We start from the raw sequence: 21877 nt of genomic DNA on the forward strand, positions 1-21877 counted from the left end.
GGGACCGGTCGGGAGCGGCGCCGTGAGTTGATCGTGCGACGCCCCACGTACGTCGTAGAGTCACGCCGTAGAGTGACGCGACACCCTCGCGAGCTCGAATGGCGAAGACCTGCAGATCCCGAGATCCCGAGATCCCGACCGAAGACCCGACCAAGATACGAGGCATTCCGTGCGCCGTCGCTCCCTCCTTCTCGCCGTCCCCGCCGGCCTGCTCACCCTCGCGGGCTGCGGCGACGACAAGTCCGACAAGGCCAAGACCGACGAGAGCCCGTCCGCGTCCAAGGAGCCCTCCACGAAGATCGTGGACGGACCGCTGCCGGCCGTCACCGCGGGCACGAAGTTCGGCCAGAAGCCGACCGTCGCCAAGGGACCCGGCACGCCGTCCCCCGACCTCGCGGTCAAGACGCTCATCGCCGGCAACGGCCAGACGGTGGCCAAGGGCGACTTCCTCCAGTTCGACTACCTCGGGCAGATCTGGGACACCGCCAAGGTCTTCGACAACTCCTACGACCGCAAGGCGCCGCTGACCAGTGCCATCGGCGTCGGCCAGCTCATCCCGGGCTGGGACCGGGCGCTGCCCGGCAAGAAGGTCGGCAGCCGCGTCGAGCTGGCGATCCCGCCGGCCCTCGGCTACGGGACCCAGGGCAACCCGCAGGGCGGGATCAAGGGCACCGACACCCTGGTGTTCGTGGTCGACATCCGCGGCACCTTCAACGGCAAGAGCTCCGCGAAGGGCCGGGAGGTCGCGCAGGACAACATCGACCTGCCCAAGGTCGGCACCAACACCGACGGCGCGGCCCCGTCGATCGACGTACCGAAGAAGCCCGCGCCGAAGGGCCTCGTCGCGAACTACGTCCTGGAGGGCGACGGCCAGGCGGTCAAGCCCACGGACAAGCTGCTGCTCCAGTACAAGGGCGTCCTGTGGGAGGGCGGCAAGGAGTTCGACTCCAGCTACAAGCGGAGCGAGCTTGCCGAGTTCCCCCTGCAGAGCCTGATCAAGGGCTGGCAGCAGGGGCTCGCGGGCAAGAAGGTCGGCAGCCGTGTGATGCTCGTCGTCCCGCCGGAGCTGGGCTACGGCGCGCAGGCCTCCGGGGACATCCCCGCCAACTCGACCCTGGTCTTCTCGCTCGACATCCTCGCCGTGATGTAAGACTGTCCCGGTTGATCAGTACATTCATCTGAGGAGCGCTGTTTTCCGTGAGCATCGAGAAGCCCGAGGTCGACTTCCCGGGTGGCGAGCCGCCGAAGAGCCTGGAGATCAAGGACATCTGGGAGGGCGACGGCGCGGAGGCCAAGGCCGGCCACACGGTCCAGGTCCACTACGTGGGCGTGGCCTTCTCCACCGGTGAGGAGTTCGACTCCTCCTGGAATCGCGGCACCCCGCTCCAGTTCCCGCTCGGTGCCGGCCGGGTCATCGCGGGCTGGGACCAGGGCGTGCAGGGCATGAAGGTCGGCGGCCGCCGCCAGCTGATCATCCCCCCGCACCTCGCGTACGGCGACCGCGGTGCCGGCAACGCCATCGCGCCGGGCGAGACCCTGATCTTCGTCTGCGACCTGGTCGCCGCCGGCTGATCCGTCCGTCCCGGACGTCCCAGGGCCCGTGCCTGTCGGCACGGGCCCTCGGTCTTGCCGCGACTCCCGCCCCGGCTCCCGGCGCGCCCCCGCACTCCCGGCGCGACTTTTGCCGCGACACCCCGGGGCGGTACGTTGAGCGGGAAAAGTGACTCCATAAGAAGAGGTGCAGGGCGTCGATGGCCATTGCCAAGGCCGAGCGGCTGATGAATCTGGCGCTGTGCCTGCTCGGGACCCGGCGCCCGCTGAGCAAGCGGGAACTGCGCGGCTCGATCGAGGCCTACCTGGAAGCCGGCTCCGACGACTCCTTCAACCGCATGTTCGAGCGGGACAAGGACGACCTGCGGGAGCTCGGCCTCGTCATCGAGACCGTCGAGAACCTCGACGGGGAGACCGGTTACCTCGCCCGCCGCGACTCCAACCGGCTGCCCCCGATCCAGCTCGACGCCGAGGAGGCCGCCGCGCTGGGCCTGGCCGCCAAGGTCTGGCAGCAGGCAAGGCTCGCCGGCGCCGCCAGCGGGGCCCTCCAGAAGCTGCGGGCCGCCGGCATGCCGGAGGCGGAGGACACGTACGACACCCCGCACAGCGCCCTCGAACCACGCATCCCCGTCCACGAGGCGGCCTTCGAGCCGCTGATGCTGGCCTGCCGCGACCGGCGCCCCGTCGTCTTCGAGTACCGCAAGGCGAACGCCGCCCGTCCCGAGACCCGCCACGTCGAGCCCTGGACCCTGGAGTGCTGGCGCGGCCACTGGTACCTGGCCGGCTGGGACCGCGAGCGCGGCGCCGAGCGCGTCTTCCGGCTCTCGCGGATCACCGGCAAGGTCCGCTCCCGGGCCGGGGCCTTCACCGCGCCGGTACCGGACGTGTCGACCGTGCGCGAGACGGTCGAGAGCTGGGCGGGGGAGACGGCGACCCGGTCCGCCCGCATCCGGCTGCGCACCGACTGCGGCTACCCGCTGCGCGCCCGCGCCCTGTCGGTGCGGGAGCGGGGCGACGGCTGGGACGAACTGGAGATCCCGTACGGGCACGGCCTGGACGCCTGGCTCGTGGAGTTCGGCCCGGACGTCGTCGTACTGGAGCCCGCCGATCTGCGGGCCGACGTGATGGACCGGCTGCGCGCCGTGGCCAAGGGCTGAGGGGGACGGGGACACGATGGCCGCGAACGCGATCGACCAGACCAGGCGGATGCTCTCGCTGGTGACCTACCTGCGTGAGCGCCCCGGCGCGCACGTCGGAGACGTCGCCCGGGCGTTCGGCATCACCGAGGACGAGCTGATCTCCGACCTCGACGTGCTGCCCATGTGCGGGACCAGCTTCCGGGGCGGCGACCTGCTCGACATCGACACCGACGGCGAGCAGATCTGGTGGCACAACCCCGACGACGTCGCCGAGCCGCTGCGGCTCGCCGCCGACGAGGCGACCGCGCTGCTGGTCGCCGCGCGGGCCGTCGCCACCCTCCCCGGACTGCGGGAGGGCGACCGGGAGGCGCTGCTGCGCGCCACTGCCAAGCTGGAGGCGGCGGCGGGCGAGGCGGCGGGCGCCAGCTCGCGGCTGTCGGTGACGTTCGAGTCCGAGGGCGGGGTGTTCGCCGAGGTCGACCGCGCCATCTCGGAGCGGCGCCGGCTGTGGCTGCGCTACTACTCGCCGGCCAGGGACGAGCTCACCGAGCGGGAGGTCGACCCCATCCGGCTCTTCGCCGTCGGCCACACCTACATGGAGGCCTGGTGCCGCCTGTCGGAGGCGCGACGCACCTTCCGGCTCGACCGGGTGGCCGAGATCCGGCTGCTGGACGCCCCCTCCGCGCCGCCGGAGATCGAGCTGCGCGACCTGTCCGAGGGCCTGGTCCACCCGTCGGCCGACGACCCGGAGGTCGTGGTGGAGGTGGGGCCCGGCGGCCGGTGGGTGGCCGAGTACTACCCGCACGACAGCGCCGAGGAGCTGCCCGACGGCGGGCTGCGCATCGCCCTGCGTACACCGGACCCGGCGTCGCTCCGGCGGCTCGCGCTGCGGCTGGGCGGGGAGGGCCGGATCGTCTCCCCGCCGGAGCTGGCGGCGAGCGCCCGGCAGGCGGCGTGCGAGGCACTGGCCGCGTACGAGGACCAGGCGTAGGCGGGACGGGCCGGAGGGGTCGCTAGGGCGGCCGTCGGGGCAGGCGTACAGGGAATCGAGGGAATTGACCGTGATGTCTGGAACGATGGCGCCGCTGTCGGTGCCGGTCCTCTTCAAGGCGGCCTGCTCCGAGTGCCAGGCCCGCTTCGAACTCCCGCCCGGTTCCCTGCGCCTGGCGATCGGGGCCAGCCGGCGGACCACCTTCTACTCCTTCACCTGCCCGGAGTGCGGCTCCGCCGTGCGGAAGCCGGCGGGTGAACGCATCGTCGAACTCCTCACCGGCGGCGGGGTGCGGACGCTCCGCCTCCACTCCACCGTCTGACCGTCGTCTAGGCTCTCCGCATGTTCTGGCCCATGCTCGCCATCGCCCTGGGGTTCCTCGGTATCGCCGTCCTCGGCGTCCTCGGCATCCGGGTGTTCATCGAAGCCGAACGGCTCGGCCGTCAAGTGACGTACACCACACAGCGGATCAACCGTGCCGCCGAGGACCTGGAGCGGGCGGCCACCGATCTGGCCCGCACGGGCGACGGACTGCGCTGACGCCCGCGGTCTCCTCGGGCCCGGGAGCGAGAGGTACGCTGCTGGTCCCGGCGCAGGCGCAGGGTCTTCGCCGGGAACGCGGAGTATGCACAGGGATTGCCCGACGTTTACCCGTGCGAGTTACGATCCTTGCAGCATGGGACTGGACAACCGTCCGGTCGCACAGGTAAAGCCCACTCCCCAGCCGCCTCGGTGAGAAGGAAGTCGCACATGATCGGCAATCTGAAGCCCCTCGAGATCGTTCTGATCATCGTCGTGATCCTGCTGCTCTTCGGTGCCAAGAAGCTTCCCGAGATGGCGCGTTCGCTGGGCAAGTCGGCGCGCATCCTCAAGAGCGAGGCGAAGGCCATGAAGAAGGACGACGCGGATTCCGCGCCGGCGCCCACCGCCGACCCGACGGCCCAGCAGCCCGCCCCGCGCACCATCCAGGCCGCTCCCGGCGACGTGAGCAGCGCCCGCCCGGTCGCCGAGCAGAACACCACCAAGAGCTGACGCACACGCGCTGACGGCTGCCGCACTCGCACGAGACAAGGGAAGTGGGTTGCTCAAGTCTGCCCGCAAGCGGGAGAAGAACGACGAGGGGCGAATGCCCCTTGTCGATCATTTGCGTGAACTGCGGAACCGGTTGCTGAAGGCGGTCCTGGCGATTCTCGTCGTCACGATTGTGGCGGCCTTCTTCCAGAAGGACATCTTCGAGTTCCTCATGAAGCCGATCATCAGCTCGGTCGGCTGTGAGGGCGGGGTCGTCGTCCAGAAGAACGGTCAGTTGTGCGCGGTCCTGAAGACGGACACGCTGATCTCGCCTTTCACCATTGCCCTCAAGGTCGCCCTCATGGCGGGTGTCCTGGCAGCGACCCCCGTGTGGCTCTACCAGCTGTGGGCGTTCGTCGCTCCGGGATTGCACCGGCACGAGAGGCGCTATGCCTATGCATTCGTGGCGGTAGGAGTCCCCCTCTTCGTGGCGGGCGCCTACCTGGCGTACGCGATCCTGCCGCAGACAGCGGCGATCATGCTCAGCTTCACGCCTTCCGACACGCAGAACCAGATCTCGCTCGACGACTACCTCGACCTCATCACCCGCATGGTGATCGTCTTCGGTCTCGCTTTCGAGCTGCCCCTGCTGCTCATCGCCCTCAACATGACGGGCGCCATCAGCGGCAAGCGGATGCTCGGCTGGTGGCGCGGCATGATCATCGGTCTCACCGCGTTCGCGGCCATCGCCACTCCAGGCGGCGAGCCGCTCTCCATGCTGCTGCTGGCGGGGCCGCTGGCTGTGCTGTACTTCCTTGCGACGGGATTCTCACTGCTGAACGACCTCCGTCGGCGACGCAGTAACCGGGATGCCGAGCTGAGCGAGGACGAAGCGTCCCAGCTCGACCTCACCCCCGAGGCCATCGGTGCCGTCGAGCCCGTACCCTCGGCTCCTGCCCTGCCCGAGCAGGCGGACGGCGGCCGGTCGCAGCGGCTGAACGGCAGCGGGTACGACGACATCACCTGACCTGATGTGCAGGTAGGGGGCCCACTGGGGAGTGGGCCCCCTGGCGGAGGTGCTGCGAGAGGGTCAGATGGAGGGCGACCCGCCCAGTTGCCAGGTCTTCTCCCCGGCCCCGTCATTGGCGATGTCGTACGTGACCACGCCGTCTGCTGTCCACCCTCCAGGGACGCTGCTGTAGTGCGACGGAGTGATCAGCTTTCGGGCCGACTCCGGGTAGTTGTTCATGTGTCCGGTGTAGTTGGCGCTGGCGGACTTCACCGTGGCGTCGTTGCGCTCCAGTCGGACCTGAATGGAGAACTTGTCGAGGCCGGTGCTGAAACCGCCTCCGCCGCCGGTCCAGCGAGTCTCCGCTTCAGCGGTGATCGCGTTGCTCGCTGTGCGCCTCACGCACAACTTGACCTGCACGATCAGGTTACTGGCGCCTATGGTGTCGATTTCTTCGCGCTGCCAGCTGCTGCACTGGGCTGCGGGCGCGGCGCTCGCCGGTGTGGCCAGCGCCAGTGCGGCGCTCAGGGACACTGCGGTGGCGACCAAGGCCGTTCCCGCGCGAGCCGAAGTGTTCTTCATTGTTCCCCCTCGGTCAATGCGTTGAGTAGTGAAATGCGTGCGGTCTGCGTTCGATCATGCCAACCGCCGATGGAGTCTGTCGAACGCATTGTGCACGGAGCGCCACCGGGGGGTCGCAGGACGAGACGTTGCCGGTGGACAAGGGGGGCCGTGCGGGAAGGTCCGGTCCGCCGTGAGGATGCGGAGAGCGTGAGGATAAAGATCGGCTGAGTGTCAGTGCCGCCGGGTAGGCTCGATAGCAAGATGACAGAAGAACTCACACCCGCGGAAGCGTACGCAGCAGCCCGGCGCCGCGCCGCCGAGGAGGCGACCGCGCTCGCTCCCTTCCGCGCCCTGTACGACTTCGACCTGGACCCGTTCCAGATCGAGGCATGCCAGGCCCTCGAGGCCGGCAAGGGGGTACTCGTCGCGGCACCCACCGGCTCGGGCAAGACCATCGTCGGTGAGTTCGCCGTGCACCTCGCCCTCGAGCAGGGGCGCAAGTGCTTCTACACCACGCCCATCAAGGCCCTGTCCAACCAGAAGTACGCGGACCTCGTCAAGCGGTACGGGGCGGACAGGGTCGGCCTGCTGACCGGCGACAACAGCGTGAACTCCGAGGCGCCCGTGGTGGTCATGACCACCGAGGTGCTCCGCAACATGCTGTACGCGGGCTCGCAGTCCCTCCGCGGCCTGGGCTATGTGGTGATGGACGAGGTGCACTACCTCTCGGACCGGTTCCGCGGAGCCGTCTGGGAGGAAGTGATCATCCACCTCCCCGATTCCGTGACCCTGGTGTCGCTCTCCGCGACCGTGTCCAACGCCGAGGAGTTCGGCGACTGGCTCGACACGGTCCGCGGCGACACCGAGGTGATCGTCTCCGAGAGCCGGCCCGTGCCGCTGTGGCAGCACGTCCTGGCCGGACGGCGGATCTACGACCTCTTCGAGGAGGAGACCGACCACGGCGGCCGCGGGTCCGGCCGGCGGGAGGTCAACCCCGACCTGGTGCGCCTCGCGCGCATGGAGAACTCCCGCCCCATGGGCGGCCGTGACCGGCGCCGCGGCCGCGAGGCCGACCGCGAGCGGGAGCGGCGGCAGCGGTCCCGCATCTGGACCCCCGGGCGGCCCGAGGTCATCGAGCGGCTGGACGCCGAGGGGCTGTTGCCCGCCATCACGTTCATCTTCAGCCGCGCGGGCTGCGAGGCCGCCGTACAGCAGTGCCTGTACGCCGGGCTGCGCCTGAACGACGAGGAGGGGCGCGCCCGCGTCCGGGAGATCGTCGAGGAGCGCACCGCCTCGATCCCCACCGAGGACCTGCACGTCCTCGGGTACTACGAGTGGCTGGAGGGCCTGGAGCGGGGCATCGCGGCCCACCACGCGGGCATGCTCCCGACCTTCAAGGAGGTCGTCGAGGAGCTGTTCGTACGCGGCCTGGTCAAGGCCGTGTTCGCCACCGAGACGCTGGCGCTCGGCATCAACATGCCCGCCCGCTCGGTGGTGCTGGAGAAGCTGGTGAAGTGGAACGGCGAGCAGCACGCCGACATCACCCCCGGCGAGTACACCCAGCTGACCGGGCGCGCCGGGCGGCGCGGCATCGACGTCGAGGGCCACGCGGTGGTGCTCTGGCAGCGCGGCATGGACCCCGGCCACCTCGCAGGGCTGGCCGGCACCCGTACGTACCCCCTGCGCTCCAGCTTCAAGCCGTCGTACAACATGGCGGTCAACCTGGTCGACCAGTTCGGACGGCACCGGTCGCGCGAGCTGCTGGAGACCTCGTTCGCCCAGTTCCAGGCGGACCGGTCGGTGGTCGGCATCTCCCGCCAGGTGCAGCGCAACGAGGAGGGCCTCGACGGCTACCGGGAGGGCATGACGTGCCACCTCGGTGACTTCGAGGAGTACGCGCGGCTGCGCCGCGAGCTGAAGGACCGTGAGACGGAGCTGGCCAAGCAGGGTGCCGCACAGCGCCGGGTGGCCGCCGCCACCTCGCTGGAGCGGCTCAAGCCCGGTGACGTCATCCACGTGCCGACCGGCAAGTTCGCCGGACTGGCGCTGGTGCTCGACCCCGGGCTGCCCGCGGGACGGGCCAACGGCCACCGGGGCTTCGAGCACCAGGACGGGCCGCGCCCGCTGGTGCTCACCGCCGAGAGGCAGGTCAAGCGGCTGGCGTCGATCGACTTCCCGGTGCCCGTCGAGCCGCTGGAGCGGATGCGCATCCCCAAGTCGTTCAACCCGCGCTCCCCGCAGTCGCGGCGCGACCTCGCCTCCGCGCTGCGCACCAAGGCCGGGCACATAGCGCCGGAACGGCACCGCAAGCAGCGCTCCGCGGCGGCCGACGACCGCGAGATCGCCCGCCTGCGGACCGCCCTGCGCGCGCACCCCTGCCACGGGTGCGACGAACGGGAGGACCACGCCCGGTGGGCCGAGCGGTACCACCGGTTGCAGCGCGACACACGCCAGTTGGAGCGGCGCATCGAGGGGCGTACGAACACCATCGCGCGTACCTTCGACCGGATCGTCGCCCTCCTGACGGAGATGGACTACCTGCGCGCCGACGAGGTCACCGAGCACGGCAAGCGGCTCGCCCGGCTGTACGGCGAACTGGACCTGCTGGCCAGCGAATGCCTGCGCGACGGCGTCTGGGAGGGGCTCAACCCGGCCGAACTCGCCGCGTGCGTCTCGGCGCTGGTCTACGAGTCCCGGCAGGCCGACGACGCGGTCGCGCCCAAGCTGCCCTCCGGCCGGGCCAAGGCCGCGCTCGGCGAGATGGTGCGGATCTGGGGCCGACTGGACGCCCTGGAGGAGGAGTTCCGCATCAACCAGGCGGAGGGAGTCGGTCAGCGCGAACCGGACCTCGGATTCGCCTGGGCCGCCTACCAGTGGGCCTCGGACAAGGGCCTCGACGAGGTGCTGCGCGAGGCCGAGATGCCGGCGGGCGACTTCGTCCGCTGGTGCAAGCAGGTGATCGACGTCCTCGGGCAGATCGCGGCGGCCGCGCCGCGGGAGAACAGCACGGTCGCGAAGAACGCCCGCAAGGCGGTCGACGCGCTGCTGCGCGGCGTCGTCGCCTACAGCTCCGTGGGCTGACCGCCCGTCGCCGTACCCGTCGAGGGCCCGTCCGGTCGTCCGGGCGGGCCCTCGGCGCGTCGGTGCGCGGGACCCGCCGCGAGCGCCTCCGCCAGCGCGACCAGGTCCGGCGCGCGCAGCACCCGGTCGCCGTGACCCGGCAGCGGTACGTGCAGGGGCGCCGTCCAGCGGGCCGGAATCGCCTCGTCCCCGTACACCGCGCCCGCCAGCGTCCCGGTGACGGCCGCGACGGTGTCGGTGTCGCCGCCCAGGTCGACGGCGGCGGCCAGCGCGGTCTCGAACGTGCCGGTCGTCCGCAGCGCCCAGAGGGCCGAGCCCAGGCACGGCCACACCGCCCCGTTGAACTCCGTGGCCAGGTCCGGGTGCCAGTCCGGCGCCAGGACGGTGGCCCACCGCTCCCGGTGGTCCGCGTGGACGGCGGCGAGGACGTCCGGCACCGCCGCCGTCGGTTCGGCACCGTCCAGGGCGACCCGCACCAGCTCGTGCAGGACCGCCGTGCCCTCCCACGCCGCCCGGTCGCCGTGCGTGAGCGCCGCGAGCCGTCGGGCCGCCTCCATGGTGCCGGCGCGGCCGGCGCCCGCGAAGTACACCGCGGACGTGGCCGCCCGCATCAGTGACCCGTTGCCCGCCGCCCGCCCGGTCAGCTGGAAATGGAGCGGCGCCGCGAGGTCCCACGGGTGGCCGCCCGTCAGCACCTCCTCGGTCTGCAGGCCGATGTCCTTCGGCTCGCCCGCCGCCCACCGCCGGAACCGGTCGAAGACGTCCGGCAGGTCGAGCCCGCCGCGTTCCAGCAGGGACTCCCCGACGAGGACGGCCATCTGCGTGTCGTCCGTGGCCTCGCCGGGGTCCCAGCCGCCTCCGCCGCACATCAGGCCGGCGCCGTCGGGGAAGCGGGCGGAGTACGCCCCCGGCGGGCCGAACTCGAAGGGGGCGCCGAGCGCGTCGCCGACGGCGGAGCCCAGGACGGTTCCGGCGACGCGGCCGGAGCGGGACAGGGGTGACATGCCGTCAGCGTAGGCGGGAGTGCCCGGCGGTGGTCGGGGCGGGGGCGGGGCTGGTCCTCCTGGCCGTGCGCACCGCCAGGAAGAGCAGCATGCCGATGGGGGACAGGAGGATGGTCAGGACCAGCAGCGGTCCGGTCACCAGGGGGTGGAGACCCAGGCGGCGGGCCTCCAGGTAGATCCACTGGCCGATCAGCAGGTCCCAGGCGATGACCTGGGCCCAGATCGCCCCGGCTCCGTCGGCGAGGGCCACCAGGGCGCGGAAGGTCTCCAGGTCCGGTTCGCGTACGGCGGCCCACAGGTCGGGGAACACCGGTGCGGCCAGGCCCAGGTAGACCAGCAGGATGGGGACGACGGTGAGGGGCGAGGCCGCGATCCGTGACGTCCAGGACCAGTTCGGCGCCAGGATCATCAACAGCCAGACCGGTGCGGCCAGGTAGAAGGAGAGCTCGAAGAGGAAGACGGTCATGCCGCGTGCTCCGGTTCTGTGGAGGGGTGTGCGGAGGCCGGGACGGGGGAGGCGCCGTGCCTGGAAGGACCGGACCGGGAGGTGTCGTGCCCGGTGCGGCCGCGCCCGCGCAGTACCGCCCATGTCGCCACCGCGGTGCCGAGGAGCACGAGTGACGCCGCGCCGAGCGTCGCGCCGTCCGGGTGGATCAGCGGCTGGCCGCGCAGCGCCTGCCAGGTGAGCAGGGCCAGCACCGCCGCGTACGCCGAGGCCGACACGAGCACCAGGCGGAGCCGGACCCGCTCGTCGCGCAGCGGGGCGAAGCGCGGCGCCAGGCCGAGGAGCACCAGGGCCACCAGCGGGAGCAGTTGGAGGGCGTGCATGCCGACGAAGTGCGGGATCCGCAGGTCGCCGCCGGTCGTCGACCAGCCGGTGAGCGGCATGCCGGGTCCGCCGTCCGGCGCTCCGACGGTGTGCGCGCCGACGGTCCGGGAGACGCCGCGCTCCTGACCGGGTTGCGGTTGCGTCATCAGGAAGCCGATGCCGGTGCCGGCGAGCGTGAGAGCCGTGCTGAGCCTGATGGCCCAGGTGGACGCCCGGTCGGCGAGCGGGGCGCGGAAGAGCAGGACGGCGAGGACGAGCGTCGCCGTCCACAGGATCACGATGGTCGCCCCCATGAGGTCGAACAGGGCGGCGTCGAAGGGCGTTTCCTGGTTGAAGTGGCTGCGCTTGCCCCGGACGGCCTGGCCCGTGATCACGACCATCTCGATCGCGCTCGTCGCCACGACGACGGTCCCCGCCCACCAGCCCGCTCGCCGTAAGCGCGGGAGCAGGGAGAGCATCCACGCCAGCGACAGGGAGAAGGCGACGAACGAGACCGAGAACTTCAGCGGCTTGGACCAGTTCGGCGCACCCGCGACGACCCGGTCGTCGACCACCAGACCGGTCGCGGAGACGAGGGCGAGGACCGCCATCGCCCCGGCGAAGACCGTCAGGGGCCGGTGGAGGCCGGCGAGCCGGCGGTGAACGGACATGGAGCAGCATCCCCCTCGGTGGACTGGATGGAGTGCAATGGATAGTGGCACTCACCACTATCCGGTAGTGGGACTATCTATGATGGGCGGCGAGTTGGCAAGGCCGGACGTTGACGAGGGCGAAGAGGGTGAGCACGGCGTGCGCATCGGCGAGTTGAGCCGCAGGACCGGGGTGTCGGTGCCGACGATCAAGTACTACGTACGGGAGGGGCTCCTCCCGGCGGGGCGGCTGAGCAGCCCGAACCAGGCCAGCTACGACGCGTCGCACGAGCGCAGGCTGCGGCTGGTGCGCGCGCTCCTGGACGTCGGCGGCCTCTCGGTCGCGGCGATCCGGGAGGTGCTCGACGCGGTGGACGACACCGAGAGGCCGGTGCACAAGGTGCTGGGGGAGGCGGCCGACCGCCTCGCCGCCCGCCACGTCGGCGAGCCCGACGCCGCCCTGGACGCGGCCCGTGCCGCGGTGGCGGATCTCGTGGAGAGGCGCGGCTGGCGGGTGAACGTCAAGAGCCCGCAGGCCGAGGCCCTGGCGGGCGCCCTCGCGGCGCTCGAACGGGTGGGGCACGGCACGTTCGTGGAGCTGCTGGACGACTACGCGGATGCCGCGGAGAAGGTCGCCGGCGTCGACCTCGCCTACGCGGCGCGCAGCGCCAGGCGCGAGGGCCTGGTCGAGAGCGCGGTGGTCGGGACCGTACTGGGCGACGCCCTGTTGACGGCCCTGCGCCGGCTCGCCCACGTTGACGCCTCGGCCCGGGCGTACGGGGACGGTGGCCCGGAGGGGCCAGTGGCGCGTGAGGCGAGTGGTGAGCCGGGCGCGCCTGACGGGGAGGGCCGGGGCTCCGGCCCGGACGCCGCGGCCTGACCGGCGGCCGACCGCCGGTACGGCCACGGGTGCGGGCGCTCAGGTGCGGGCTTCGCGGGGCGCGGCCGTGCGCGCGGTGGCGGTATTGGGCCGGGACGTCCGGCGGCTGCCCGGTCGCACGAAGCGCTCGGGTGCCCGGCGGTGCGGTGCTGTGGGCTGTACGGAACGGGCCGGCTCCCCGGCATGGGCCGGGAACGGTCGGCGACGGGGCGCGCACCGGTGGAGGCGCGTGCGGCGGACACGCGGCGGACATGCGGCCGACGAGGCGCGGGACGCCCGCCGGTTGGCCGACCGACGCCTGGGGCGCCCTGTCGCGCGATGGCGGGGGCGTGCGGGCGGTCGCCGGCCCTCGCGGAGGGAACCCTCGACCGGTGGTCGGGGTGCGGTGTCGTGGAGGCGTACGGGCCGCCAGCCGCGGCGTGGCGGCCGGCGGCGCCCTGAGTGCGGGCCGGTCGCCTGCCCCGCCGCCGGGGGAGTCGCGTGACCGGTGGTCGGGGTGCGTCCCGGGGGCACAGCGCCGGCCGCCCGGCAGGGGCCGGGACGCCCGGCGGCTGCCCGGTGCGGACCGGGGCGGTCGGGGCCGCCAGGGCGCGTACCGGGGCGTCGGCCGCCCGGCGCGCCGGGGCGGGGCCGCCCGGTATGGGCGGGGCGCTCGGGGGAGGGCGGCGCGGGCCGCCCCGGCCGTGGGGCGGGGCGTGCCCGTGCGCGGTCAGGCGGCGGCCGGGGGGTCCTCCTGCTCGCGCTCCACCTGCTCGTTCCAGTCGCGCTTGATCGCCCGCCAGTCCTCGTCCGTCTTGCCCAGGCGCCAGTAGCCCGAGATGGAGAGGCGCTCGCGCGGGACCTGCCGCTCCAGGCGCAGGTGCCGGCGCAGGTCCTTCACGAAGCCCGCCTCGCCGTGGACGAACGCGTGCACGTCGCCCGGCGGGAAGTCCAGGCCCTCGACCGCCGCCAGCAGCGCCTCGCCGACTGCGCGGCCGCCGCGGTGGAGCCACCGGACCTCCACGCCCGGCGGGACGGCGACCTTCTGCTCGTCGTCCGGGGACTCGACCTCGATCAGGGCGTGCCCCACGGCGTCCTCCGGCAGCCGCTCCAGCGACGCGGCGATCGCCGGCAGCGCGCTCTCGTCGCCCACCAGCAGGTGCCACGCCGCGGCCGGGTCCGGCGCGTACCCACCGCCCGGTCCCAGGAACCGCACCGTGTCACCCACCCGGGCCCGGGCCGCCCACGGGCCGGCCAGCCCCTCGTCGCCGTGGACGACGAAGTCGACCGTCAGCTCCCGCTGGGCGGCGTCCCACGCCCGTACCGTGTACGTCCGCGTGGTGGGCCACTGCTCGCGCGGGAACTCCTCGCGGATCCGCGCCATGTCGAACGGCTCCGGGTAGGTCACGCCCGGCGCCCCGAAGAGCAGCTTGATGTAGTGGTCGGTGAACTCGTCCGCGGCGAACCCGTCCAGCCCGTCGCCGCCGAGGACGACGCGCACCATGTGCGGCGTGAGCCGCTCGGTGCGCACGACACCCGCCTCTCGCGCCTTCGGTGCCTTGCGAGCCGGCTGTTCCGCCACGGTGGTCTCCCCGGGAGTGTGGTTGCTTAGGCTTACCTAAGTTAACACTTCAGTTCCGGAGCGTCGCGAGGAGCCGGTCGAGCGACCCGCCCAGCCCCCAGCGCGCCGCCAGCGCCTCCAGCCCGGCCGGGTCCCGCGGCTCCGACGGCAGCGCCGGGTCGTGCTCCGGCAGCGGTACGTCCCCGGCGACCCGTACCACCTTCGGCGCGACCGCCACGTACTCCCGTGCCTCGTCCAGCCGCCGGCGCTGCGCGGGCGTCAGCCCGGACGCCGGATCGTCCACCGCCGCCATGATCCCGGCCAGGTCGCCGTACGTGTCGAGCAGCTTGGCCGCCGTCTTCTCCCCGATGCCCGGCACGCCCGGGAGCCCGTCGCTCGGGTCTCCGCGCAGCAGCGCCAGGTCCGCGTAACCCGGCCCGTCCACGCCGTACTTCCCGCGCAGCCACGCCTCGTCCGTCACCTGGAGCGTGCCGACGCCCTTGAGCGGATAGAGCACCCGGACGCCCCGGGCGTCGTCCACCAGCTGGTACAGGTCCCGGTCGCCGGTCACGATGTCCACCGGGCCCGCCGCCCGCCCCGTCAGCGTCCCGATGACGTCGTCCGCCTCGTACCCGGCGACGCCGACCCGGGCGATGCCCAGCGCGTCGAGCACCGCCTCGATCACCGGCACCTGGGGCGACAGTGTGTCGGGGACCTCCTCCTCGTCCGGCCCGGCCTCCGTCTCCACCGCGACCCGGTGCGCCTTGTACGACGGGATCAGCCCGACCCGCCACGCCGGCCGCCAGTCGGCGTCCATGCAGGCCACCAGGTCGTCCGGGCGACGGTCCTGCACCAGCCGGGCGATGAAGTCCAGCAGCCCGCGCACGGCGTTCACCGGCGTGCCGTCCGGGGCCTTCACGGAGTCGGGGACCCCGTAGTAGGCGCGGAAGTAGAGGGAGGCGGTGTCGAGGAGCATCAGGCGTCGCGTCACATCCCCGATCATGCCGCACCCCACCGACAGCGGGTGTCCGGCGCCCGGCGGCGCCCCGCGGTCCTCGCCTTTCCCCCCGTTGCGCTACTCGGTGGTACCGCCCCTGCGTAAGGTGGTCGCAGAGGGAGGGAGCCGAGAAGATGGACGAGAAGGAAACGCTCCGGGTGGGCGTGGCCGTCCGCAGGCGGCGCAGAGCCATGGCGCTCACCCTCGCCGCCGTGGCCGAGCGCAGTGGGTTGTCCGTGCCCTTCCTGAGCCAGATCGAGAACGAGCGCGCCCGGCCCAGCGAGCGCTCGCTCCAGCAGATCGCCGACGCCCTGGACACCACGACCGTGGCCCTGCTCGACGCCGCCGACCCGGCGCGCACCGTCGACGTCGTCCGCGCCACCGACGACCCCGGCCGCCCCGGGGCGCGGGCCCTGGTGCGCGGCCAGCACCAGATGCACGCCGAGGAGTTCACCGGCGAGCACGACGCCGGACGCGAGCTGGTGCTGCGCAACGACGCCATGCTGTACGTCGCCGACGGCACCGCCCAGGTGGAGGCCGAGGGCCGGGCGTACCGCCTGGAGAAGGGCGACACGCTCTACCTCTCCGGCGGCGTCCGGCACCGGTGGCGGGCGGGCGACCCGGACACCCGGATCCTGGTCGTGGCGGTGGCCGAGCACATCGAGGCCGGCGGGACCGGCGCATGACACGGGCCGTGACGCGGGTCGTGTCGCTGGTCCCCTCCCTCACCGAGGCCGTCGCCGTCACCGCCCCCGGCCTGCTGGTCGGTGCCACGAACTGGTGCACCCACCCCGCCGGGCTCGACGTCACCCGTATCGGGGGCACCAAGAACCCGGACGTCGCCGCGATCGCCGCCCTCCGCCCCGACCTCGTCGTCGCCAACGAGGAGGAGAACCGGGCCGCCGACCTCGACGCCCTGCGCGCCGCCGGACTGGACGTCCTGGTCACCGAGATCCGCTCGCTGGACCAGGCGTTCACCGAGCTGGACCGGGTGCTGCGGGCCTGCCGCGTGCCCGGGCGCCCGCGCTGGCTGGACGAGGCGGAGGCCGCCTGGGCGGAGGTGCCGGAGGGCGGCGCCCACCGCACGGCGATCGTCCCCGTCTGGCGCCGCCCCTGGATGGTGCTGGGCCGCGACACCTTCGCGGGCGACCTGCTGGCCCGCCTCGGCGTGGTGAACGCGTACGCGGACCATCCGGAGCGCTACCCGCGCGTCCCCCTCGACGAGCTCCGCTCCCGCGGCGCCGACCTCGTCGTGCTGCCGGACGAGCCGTACCGCTTCACCGCCGACGACGGCCCCGAGGCCTTCGGCGGGCTGCCCGCGGCGCTCGTCGACGGGCGGTACCTCACCTGGTACGGACCGTCGCTCGTCCGGGCACCCGCGGCGCTGCGAGCAGCGCTCCGCCGGCCAGTCCGCGGGCGGTCCTGACCGCGGCCGTCAGCCAGGCCGCCACCAGCAGCACGTACAACCCCACCGCCAGCCAGGACAGCGCGGCGAGCCCGGTGTGCCGCGCCAGCCCCTCCGCGCCCGTCACGCACGTCCCGACCGGGAACGTGAAGGCCCACCACGCCATCGTGAAGCCCATGCCCCGGCGCCGCGCCCGCAGCACCATCGCCCCGGCGAGCGCCAGCCACAGCAGGGCGAAGCCCATCACGGGCACGCCGTAGACGACGGCCAGCCCCGTGGCGTACGGCATGCCGGGCCCGGCCGCCGAGGCGAGGTTGCCGGCGGCCGTCGTGGACTGGCCCAGCGGTCCGAGCACCAGGAACAGCGTGGGCGTCAGGGCGAGGGGCAGCGGGTCGCCGGTCACCAGCCGCCCGAAGACCAGCGGCAGCACCACCAGGGTCGCGAGCAGGCTCAGGCCGAACATGCCGTAGCAGGCGACCAGCAGGGTCCGCTGCGCCTGGCCGGGCGGCAGGTGGGGGACCAGCAGGGGACCGAGCGCCGCCGAGACCATGGGCGACACGACGGGCAGCAGCCACACCGGGGAGGCGGCGTCCACCTTGTGGTGCACCACCATCAGGTACGGGACCGCCACGGCGACCGCCAGGCCCGTCACCGTCCCGGCCAGGAAGAGCGCCGTGGCGAGGGCGACCGCCGGGGCCCGCCCCAGCCAGTCGCCGCCGAGGACGGCGGTGCCGCCGCCGACCGACACCAGAGCCATGGCCAGGCACCCGTAGAACGGGGCCACGGCCGGGTCCAGGAGGTGGGCGCGGGCCTGGTCCGCGTGGTGCGTCCAGTGCAGGGCGCGCGCCACGAGCAGGACGAGCAGCATCAGCAGCGACAGGGCCCACACGGCGGTGCAGCCGGTGCGCAGACCGGGGATCCGGACGGGCAGCGCGGCGCCCGCGCCGGCCACGATCGAGGTGCCCATCACCGTCGCGTACCAGTTGGGTCCGAGGTGGCGGACGGCCGCCGCGCGGGGGACGCGGGGGAGGGGGAGCCGGTGCGCGAGGGTTGCCATGCACCCACCGTGACCTGCGCGGATGTGATCCACCAGAGATCATGCCCCTATGACCCCATAAACTGAATTTATGAGCCTGTCGCATCGTGTGCCCGACCTCGGGGCCCTGGAACTGCTTCTCGCCGTCGCCCGGCACGGCAGCCTGGGCCGGGCCGCGCGCGAGGTGGGCATCACCCAGCCGGCCGCCAGCAGCCGCATCCGCTCCATGGAACGCCGTCTGGGGGTCGCCCTGGTGGACCGCTCGCCGCGCGGTTCCCGGCTCACCGCCGCGGGCGCGCTGGTCACCGACTGGGCGCGGCGGATCGTCGAGGCCGCGGAGGCGTTCGACGCGGGCGCCCAGGCGCTGCGCGACCGGCGCGACTCGCGGCTGCGGGTGGTGGCCTCGATGACCATCGCCGAGTACCTGCTGCCCGGCTGGCTGATCGCCCTGCGGGCGGAGCGGCCCGACACGGCCGTGTCGCTCCGGGCCGGCAACTCCACGGCCGTCGCGGCCGGTCTGCTGGCGGGCGAGGCGGATCTGGGGTACGTCGAGGGCCTCGCCGTGCCGGAGGGCCTGGACGCGGCGGTCGTGGCCCACGACCGGCTCGTGGTGGTCGCGGCCCCCTCCCACCGGTGGGCCCGCCGCCGCGCCCCGCTGACCCCCGCCGAGCTGGCGGCGACCCCGCTGGTGCTGCGCGAGTACGGCTCGGGCACCCGCCAGGTCCTGGACGCGGCGCTCGCGGAGTACGGGGGACTGGCGGACCCGCTGCTGGAGCTGGCCTCCACGACGGCCGTGAAGGCGGCGGCGGTCACCGGCGCCGGTCCGGCGGTCCTCAGCGAGCTGGCCGTCACCGAGGAGCTGGCCTCCCGCCGGCTCGTCGAGGTCCCGGTGGAGGGCGTCCACCTGCACCGCGCCCTGCGCGCCGTCTGGCCGACCGGCCCACTGCCCACCGGCCCGGCCCGCGACCTGCTCTCACTGGCGCGGGGCTAGGGAGTGTCCGCAAAGTATCGGCGTCCGCCCGGAGGGCGGGGGTCGCGGTGTCCGGTGCGTGCGATCGCAAGGCGGAGGAGGGAGCCATGGTGACCGACGACAACGCCGCTGGGGGTCCCCCCTCTGGGGGAGCGCGTGCAGGGCGCCGCGGGCCGGGCGAGACTTTGCGGACACGGCCTAGCCCCCGTCCGCGCATCGCGTCCGCGAAGCCGCCGCGACCAGCCCCTCCATCACCCGCAGGTCGGTGCCCATCTCCGGGTGCCACTGCACGCCCAGCGCCCAGTGCGCGCCCGCGTGCTCGACCGCCTCGACGGTGCCGTCCTCCGCGTGGGCGGACGGGGTCAGGCCGTCACCGAGCCGGTCGACGGCCTGGTGGTGGTAGGTCGGGACCGTCACCGCCTCGCCGGCCAGCGAGGCGAGGCGGGTCCCGGGCACCGGCTTCACGGTGTGGGAGCCGAAGACGCCGACCCCGCCGGTGTGCCCGTCCAGGTGCTGGACCAGCGTCCCGCCGAGGGCCACGTTGAGCAGCTGCATCCCGCGGCAGATGCCGAGCACCGGGGTGCCGGCCGCGAGCGCCGCGTCGATCAGCGCCAGCTCCCACGCGTCGCGCTCCTGTGCCGCCGGGCCGGTACGGGGGTCGCGGGCCGCCCCGTACCGGGCGGGGTCGACGTCCGCGCCGCCCGCGACGACGAGGCCGTCGAGACGCGCGACCACCTCCTCGGCGACCCCGGGCGCGTCCGGCGGGAGCATCGCGGCGATGCCGCCCGCCGCCTGGACGAGGCGGGGGTAGGTCTCGGGCAGCAGCGCCGCCCGCATCTCCCACACCCCCCAGGTCGCGGGGTCCAGGTACGTCGTGACGCCGATCAGCGGCTTGGCGGACACGGGCATGTTCCTCTCATGTGCGGTCGAGCTCGGCCTCGGCCGCCGCCAGCGCCGCGAACTCCTCCTCGGGCGCGTTCGCGACGAGACGGTGCCGACTGTAGAAGGCGAAGTACGCCAGGGCGACGACGTAGACCCCCAGCGCGATGAACGCCGCGTCCTTGTCCACCAGGAACGTCGCCACCAGCGCGGACAGCGCCAGTACGAAGGCCACGGAGGACGTCACGACACCGCCGGGCGTCCGGTACGGGCGCGGCAGGTCCGGTTCGCGGCGCCGCAGCACGATGTGGGACAGCGCCATCAGGGCGTAGCTGATGGTGGCGCCGAACACCGCGATGTTCAGCATCCGCGCCCCGTTCCCGGTGCCCGCGGCCAGCGCGAAGCCGATCGCGCCGGGGATCAGCAGGCCCAGGTACGGGGACTTGCGGCGGCTGGTCAGCGACAGGAAGCGGGGCAGGTACCCCGCCCGGGACAGGGCGAACAGCTGCCGGGAACCGGCGTAGATGAGCGAGAAGAACGACGCCACCAGGCCCGCCAGCCCCGCGTAGTTGACGAACCGGCTCAGCGCAGTCGGATCACCGTCCCCCTGGAGCGCCACCACCAGCGGGTTGCCCGCGCCCTGGATCGCGGCCGACCCCCGCACGCCCGTCGCCGCGAAGAACGTCAGCACGGCGAGGAACACCAGGATCAGCAGCGACAGCGACAGCGCCCGCGGCATGGACCGCACCGGGTCCTTGGCCTCCTCGGCGGCGAGCGGCACGCCCTCCACGCCGAGGAAGAACCACATGCCGAACGGGAACGCCGCCCAGATGCCGAGCAGCCCGTACGGCAGCCAGGAGTTCGACCCGAACGCGGCGGGGTCGGCCGGAATGTCGTCCAGACCGTCCGCGTGGAACTCGCTGAGGGCGCCGGCCGCGAAGATGATCAGCGCCGCCACCGCGATCGCCGTCACGATCAGGCTGAAGCGCAGAGCCTCGCCGACGCCCCACAGGTGGATGCCGATGAAGACCGCGAAGCAGGCGAGGTAGACCGGCCAGCCGGACTCCAGACCGAACAGGCCGAGGGACTCGACGTAGTCGCCGATGAAGATGGAGATGGCGGCCGGGGCGAGGATGTACTCGATCAGGATCGCCGTCCCGGTGAGGAACCCGCCCCAGGTGCCGAGCGCCCGGCGGGCGAAGCCGTACCCGCCGCCCGCCGCCGGGAGGATCGCGGACAGCTCGGCGAGCGCGTACACCAGACAGGCGTACATCACGCCCATCAGGACGGTCGCCGCCGCCAGTCCGCCGAAGCCTCCCTCGGCGAGGCCGATGTTCCAGCCGGAGAAGTCGCCGGAGACGACGTAGCCGACCCCGAGGCCGGTGAGGAGGAGCCAGCCGGCGCTGCCCTGCCGCAGCGCCCGGCGTCGGAGGTAGTCGTCCGCCGCCGGGGCGGTCTTCTTGGTGTCTTCCAGCGTCATGGCAACAGCGCTCCCGCGTCGGTGGTCGGGATCCAATGGAATGGACCCATACCTTTGCGGTGGGCGGGCGGCAGCGCAAGACCCGTGCGTTACTTTCGGGTTACGCCGGTCAGGTGAGGAAGCCGCGCAGCAGCGCCGCCGTACCCGCGCAGTGCTCCCGCATCACCTCGCGCGCCGCGTCCGCGTCCCCCTCCAGGACGGCCTCCACCAGCGCGGTGTGCTGGTGCTGCGAGTGCTCCAGGTTGCGTACGAGCAGCGGGATGCAGTCCAGCAGGTCGTTGACCGACGCCCGGACCGCCGCGTACTGCGCCGTCAGCGTCGGCGAACCGGACAGCTCCGCCAGCGTCAGGTGCAGCAGCGTGTCCTGGCGCCGGTAGTCCTCCAGCGGTGCGTCGTGCGTCGCCCGCAGCGCCGTGCGCAGCCGCTCGGCCCCCGCCTCCGGCAGCCCGTGCGCCGCGCACAGGCCCGCGGCGCCGACCTCCAGGACCTCGCGGAAGCGCAGCGTGTCCTCCACGTCCACCGACGCGATGCGGCGCCGCAGCTCCGCCTCGCCCGAGTCGCCGGGCGCCCGGTCCCGGCGCAGCACGAACGTTCCGCCGTAGCGGCCGCGCCGGCTCTCGACGAGGCCCTGCTCCTGGAGGACCTTGAGGACCTCGCGGAGGGTGACCCGGCTGATCCCCATCCGCTCGGCCAGTTCGCGCTCGGCCGGCAGCCGCTCGCCGCCGGGCACCAGCCCGAGCCGTACCACCTGGAGGATCTGCTCCAGGGCCTCCTCGAAGCCGTTGCCCGCGCGCACCGGTCGGAGCACCGGGTCCAGCCGGTCCCCGGGCGCGCGGCCCGGGTTCTTCTTCGCCACCTCGCGGTTTCCCCTTCCCAAGCAAT

The 21877-nt window shown here is 73.2% G+C and carries 23 protein-coding genes; 13 read left to right on the forward strand and 10 right to left on the reverse strand.

Annotation, left to right across the window (positions count from 1 at the left end):
* Positions 1 to 169 precede the first annotated feature (169 nt).
* The 8 genes from A4V12_RS11140 to tatC all read left to right on the forward strand — a co-directional run bounded on the left by A4V12_RS11140 (position 170) and on the right by tatC (position 5719).
* Positions 170 to 1150 (forward strand): FKBP-type peptidyl-prolyl cis-trans isomerase, encoded by a 981-nt coding sequence (locus A4V12_RS11140; protein ID WP_064069121.1) that lies wholly within the window; start codon positions 170 to 172, stop codon positions 1148 to 1150.
* Between the two features lie 47 nt (positions 1151 to 1197).
* Positions 1198 to 1572 (forward strand): FKBP-type peptidyl-prolyl cis-trans isomerase, encoded by a 375-nt coding sequence (locus tag A4V12_RS11145; RefSeq protein WP_064069122.1) that lies wholly within the window; start codon positions 1198 to 1200, stop codon positions 1570 to 1572.
* A 179-nt stretch (positions 1573 to 1751) separates the two neighbouring features.
* A complete protein-coding gene (locus A4V12_RS11150; RefSeq protein WP_064069123.1) occupies positions 1752 to 2708 on the forward strand; it encodes a helix-turn-helix transcriptional regulator in 957 nt (318 codons plus the stop codon).
* A 16-nt stretch (positions 2709 to 2724) separates the two neighbouring features.
* Complete coding sequence (locus A4V12_RS11155) at positions 2725 to 3681, forward strand: helix-turn-helix transcriptional regulator (protein WP_064069124.1); 957 nt, start codon at positions 2725 to 2727, stop codon at positions 3679 to 3681.
* Between the two features lie 73 nt (positions 3682 to 3754).
* The gene (locus A4V12_RS11160) at positions 3755 to 4003 is read left to right on the forward strand and encodes a hypothetical protein (RefSeq protein ID WP_064069125.1); all 249 of its coding nucleotides are present in this window, start codon (positions 3755 to 3757) and stop codon (positions 4001 to 4003) included.
* A gap of 20 nt (positions 4004 to 4023) precedes the next feature.
* Complete coding sequence (locus A4V12_RS11165; RefSeq protein WP_064069126.1) at positions 4024 to 4221, forward strand: hypothetical protein; 198 nt, start codon at positions 4024 to 4026, stop codon at positions 4219 to 4221.
* 210 nt (positions 4222 to 4431) lie between these two features.
* Positions 4432 to 4713 carry a Sec-independent protein translocase subunit TatA gene (tatA, locus tag A4V12_RS11170; protein ID WP_064069127.1) on the forward strand — a complete coding sequence of 94 codons (282 nt, stop codon included), beginning with the start codon at positions 4432 to 4434 and terminating at the stop codon, positions 4711 to 4713.
* Between the two features lie 49 nt (positions 4714 to 4762).
* The gene (gene tatC / locus A4V12_RS11175) at positions 4763 to 5719 is read left to right on the forward strand and encodes a twin-arginine translocase subunit TatC (RefSeq protein ID WP_064069128.1); all 957 of its coding nucleotides are present in this window, start codon (positions 4763 to 4765) and stop codon (positions 5717 to 5719) included.
* A gap of 63 nt (positions 5720 to 5782) precedes the next feature.
* Here tatC and A4V12_RS11180 read toward each other — a convergent pair whose 3' ends face one another.
* Positions 5783 to 6283, reverse strand: coding sequence for a hypothetical protein (locus A4V12_RS11180; RefSeq protein ID WP_079136971.1), 501 nt, complete (start codon positions 6281 to 6283; stop codon positions 5783 to 5785).
* A gap of 243 nt (positions 6284 to 6526) precedes the next feature.
* Here A4V12_RS11180 and A4V12_RS11185 point away from each other — a divergent pair, with 243 nt between their 5' ends.
* On the forward strand, positions 6527 to 9346 hold the full coding sequence (locus A4V12_RS11185) for a DEAD/DEAH box helicase (protein WP_064069129.1): 2820 nt from the start codon (positions 6527 to 6529) through the stop codon (positions 9344 to 9346).
* On the opposite strand, the gene A4V12_RS11190 is transcribed toward A4V12_RS11185, so the two are convergent.
* Genes A4V12_RS11190 through A4V12_RS11200 form a run of 3 tightly spaced genes read right to left on the reverse strand, consistent with a single transcriptional unit; the run spans position 9328 to position 11829 of the window.
* Positions 9328 to 10350 carry an ADP-ribosylglycohydrolase family protein gene (locus tag A4V12_RS11190; RefSeq protein WP_064069130.1) on the reverse strand — a complete coding sequence of 341 codons (1023 nt, stop codon included), beginning with the start codon at positions 10348 to 10350 and terminating at the stop codon, positions 9328 to 9330. The two genes, A4V12_RS11185 and A4V12_RS11190, sit on opposite strands and share 19 nt — an antisense overlap.
* A gap of 4 nt (positions 10351 to 10354) precedes the next feature.
* Entirely contained in the window at positions 10355 to 10816 is a 462-nt protein-coding gene (locus A4V12_RS11195; protein WP_064069131.1) for an ABA4-like family protein, read from the reverse strand.
* Positions 10813 to 11829: a hypothetical protein gene (locus A4V12_RS11200; protein WP_079136972.1), complete on the reverse strand. Its 1017-nt coding sequence runs from the start codon at positions 11827 to 11829 to the stop codon at positions 10813 to 10815. The genes A4V12_RS11195 and A4V12_RS11200 overlap by 4 nt, the downstream gene beginning before the upstream one ends.
* Before the next feature lie 139 nt (positions 11830 to 11968).
* On the opposite strand from A4V12_RS11200, the gene A4V12_RS11205 reads away from it, so the two are divergent.
* On the forward strand, positions 11969 to 12688 hold the full coding sequence (locus A4V12_RS11205; RefSeq protein WP_064069132.1) for a MerR family transcriptional regulator: 720 nt from the start codon (positions 11969 to 11971) through the stop codon (positions 12686 to 12688).
* A 709-nt stretch (positions 12689 to 13397) separates the two neighbouring features.
* Here A4V12_RS11205 and A4V12_RS11210 read toward each other — a convergent pair.
* Positions 13398 to 14249: a siderophore-interacting protein gene (locus A4V12_RS11210; RefSeq protein WP_064069133.1), complete on the reverse strand. Its 852-nt coding sequence runs from the start codon at positions 14247 to 14249 to the stop codon at positions 13398 to 13400.
* Positions 14250 to 14298: 49 nt separating this feature from the next.
* Positions 14299 to 15204: a 5'-3' exonuclease gene (locus A4V12_RS11215; RefSeq protein ID WP_064069134.1), complete on the reverse strand. Its 906-nt coding sequence runs from the start codon at positions 15202 to 15204 to the stop codon at positions 14299 to 14301.
* Positions 15205 to 15359: 155 nt separating this feature from the next.
* Here A4V12_RS11215 and A4V12_RS11220 point away from each other — a divergent pair, with 155 nt between their 5' ends.
* Positions 15360 to 15911 (forward strand): helix-turn-helix domain-containing protein, encoded by a 552-nt coding sequence (locus A4V12_RS11220; protein WP_064069135.1) that lies wholly within the window; start codon positions 15360 to 15362, stop codon positions 15909 to 15911.
* Positions 15908 to 16651: a helical backbone metal receptor gene (locus tag A4V12_RS11225; RefSeq protein WP_064069136.1), complete on the forward strand. Its 744-nt coding sequence runs from the start codon at positions 15908 to 15910 to the stop codon at positions 16649 to 16651. Before A4V12_RS11220 ends, A4V12_RS11225 begins: the two co-directional genes overlap by 4 nt.
* On the opposite strand, the gene A4V12_RS11230 is transcribed toward A4V12_RS11225, so the two are convergent.
* Complete coding sequence (locus A4V12_RS11230; protein ID WP_064069137.1) at positions 16569 to 17687, reverse strand: TDT family transporter; 1119 nt, start codon at positions 17685 to 17687, stop codon at positions 16569 to 16571. The two genes, A4V12_RS11225 and A4V12_RS11230, sit on opposite strands and share 83 nt — an antisense overlap.
* Before the next feature lie 70 nt (positions 17688 to 17757).
* Here A4V12_RS11230 and A4V12_RS11235 point away from each other — a divergent pair, with 70 nt between their 5' ends.
* Entirely contained in the window at positions 17758 to 18657 is a 900-nt protein-coding gene (locus tag A4V12_RS11235) for a LysR substrate-binding domain-containing protein (RefSeq protein ID WP_199831262.1), read from the forward strand.
* A 177-nt stretch (positions 18658 to 18834) separates the two neighbouring features.
* Here A4V12_RS11235 and A4V12_RS11240 read toward each other — a convergent pair whose 3' ends face one another.
* From A4V12_RS11240 to A4V12_RS11250, 3 genes are all read right to left on the reverse strand, one after another.
* On the reverse strand, positions 18835 to 19539 hold the full coding sequence (locus tag A4V12_RS11240) for a gamma-glutamyl-gamma-aminobutyrate hydrolase family protein (protein WP_234372138.1): 705 nt from the start codon (positions 19537 to 19539) through the stop codon (positions 18835 to 18837).
* Between the two features lie 13 nt (positions 19540 to 19552).
* The gene (gene eat, locus A4V12_RS11245) at positions 19553 to 20995 is read right to left on the reverse strand and encodes an ethanolamine permease (protein WP_064069139.1); all 1443 of its coding nucleotides are present in this window, start codon (positions 20993 to 20995) and stop codon (positions 19553 to 19555) included.
* 109 nt (positions 20996 to 21104) lie between these two features.
* Positions 21105 to 21851 (reverse strand): FadR/GntR family transcriptional regulator, encoded by a 747-nt coding sequence (locus tag A4V12_RS11250; protein WP_064069140.1) that lies wholly within the window; start codon positions 21849 to 21851, stop codon positions 21105 to 21107.
* Positions 21852 to 21877 lie beyond the last annotated feature (26 nt).

Source organism: Streptomyces noursei (assembly GCF_001646665.1).
In the GTDB taxonomy this organism is placed as follows: Bacteria; Actinomycetota; Actinomycetes; order Streptomycetales; family Streptomycetaceae; genus Streptomyces; species Streptomyces lavendulocolor.

Excerpts from the sequence above, each read along its gene's own strand:
- A4V12_RS11150 (WP_064069123.1), top strand. The coding sequence starts at position 1,752 with ATGGCCATTGCCAAGGCCGAGCGGCTGATGAATCTGGCGCTGTGCCTG.
- A4V12_RS11155 (WP_064069124.1), top strand. The coding sequence starts at position 2,725 with ATGGCCGCGAACGCGATCGACCAGACCAGGCGGATGCTCTCGCTGGTG.
- A4V12_RS11160 (WP_064069125.1), top strand. The coding sequence starts at position 3,755 with ATGTCTGGAACGATGGCGCCGCTGTCGGTGCCGGTCCTCTTCAAGGCG.
- A4V12_RS11165 (WP_064069126.1), top strand. The coding sequence starts at position 4,024 with ATGTTCTGGCCCATGCTCGCCATCGCCCTGGGGTTCCTCGGTATCGCC.
- tatA (WP_064069127.1), top strand. The coding sequence starts at position 4,432 with ATGATCGGCAATCTGAAGCCCCTCGAGATCGTTCTGATCATCGTCGTG.
- A4V12_RS11180 (WP_079136971.1), bottom strand. The coding sequence starts at position 6,283 with ATGAAGAACACTTCGGCTCGCGCGGGAACGGCCTTGGTCGCCACCGCA.
- A4V12_RS11185 (WP_064069129.1), top strand. The coding sequence starts at position 6,527 with ATGACAGAAGAACTCACACCCGCGGAAGCGTACGCAGCAGCCCGGCGC.
- A4V12_RS11190 (WP_064069130.1), bottom strand. The coding sequence starts at position 10,350 with ATGTCACCCCTGTCCCGCTCCGGCCGCGTCGCCGGAACCGTCCTGGGC.
- A4V12_RS11195 (WP_064069131.1), bottom strand. The coding sequence starts at position 10,816 with ATGACCGTCTTCCTCTTCGAGCTCTCCTTCTACCTGGCCGCACCGGTC.
- A4V12_RS11200 (WP_079136972.1), bottom strand. The coding sequence starts at position 11,829 with ATGTCCGTTCACCGCCGGCTCGCCGGCCTCCACCGGCCCCTGACGGTC.
- A4V12_RS11215 (WP_064069134.1), bottom strand. The coding sequence starts at position 15,204 with ATGCTCCTCGACACCGCCTCCCTCTACTTCCGCGCCTACTACGGGGTC.
- A4V12_RS11220 (WP_064069135.1), top strand. The coding sequence starts at position 15,360 with ATGGACGAGAAGGAAACGCTCCGGGTGGGCGTGGCCGTCCGCAGGCGG.
- A4V12_RS11225 (WP_064069136.1), top strand. The coding sequence starts at position 15,908 with ATGACACGGGCCGTGACGCGGGTCGTGTCGCTGGTCCCCTCCCTCACC.
- A4V12_RS11230 (WP_064069137.1), bottom strand. The coding sequence starts at position 17,687 with ATGGCAACCCTCGCGCACCGGCTCCCCCTCCCCCGCGTCCCCCGCGCG.
- A4V12_RS11235 (WP_199831262.1), top strand. The coding sequence starts at position 17,758 with ATGAGCCTGTCGCATCGTGTGCCCGACCTCGGGGCCCTGGAACTGCTT.
- eat (WP_064069139.1), bottom strand. The coding sequence starts at position 20,995 with ATGACGCTGGAAGACACCAAGAAGACCGCCCCGGCGGCGGACGACTAC.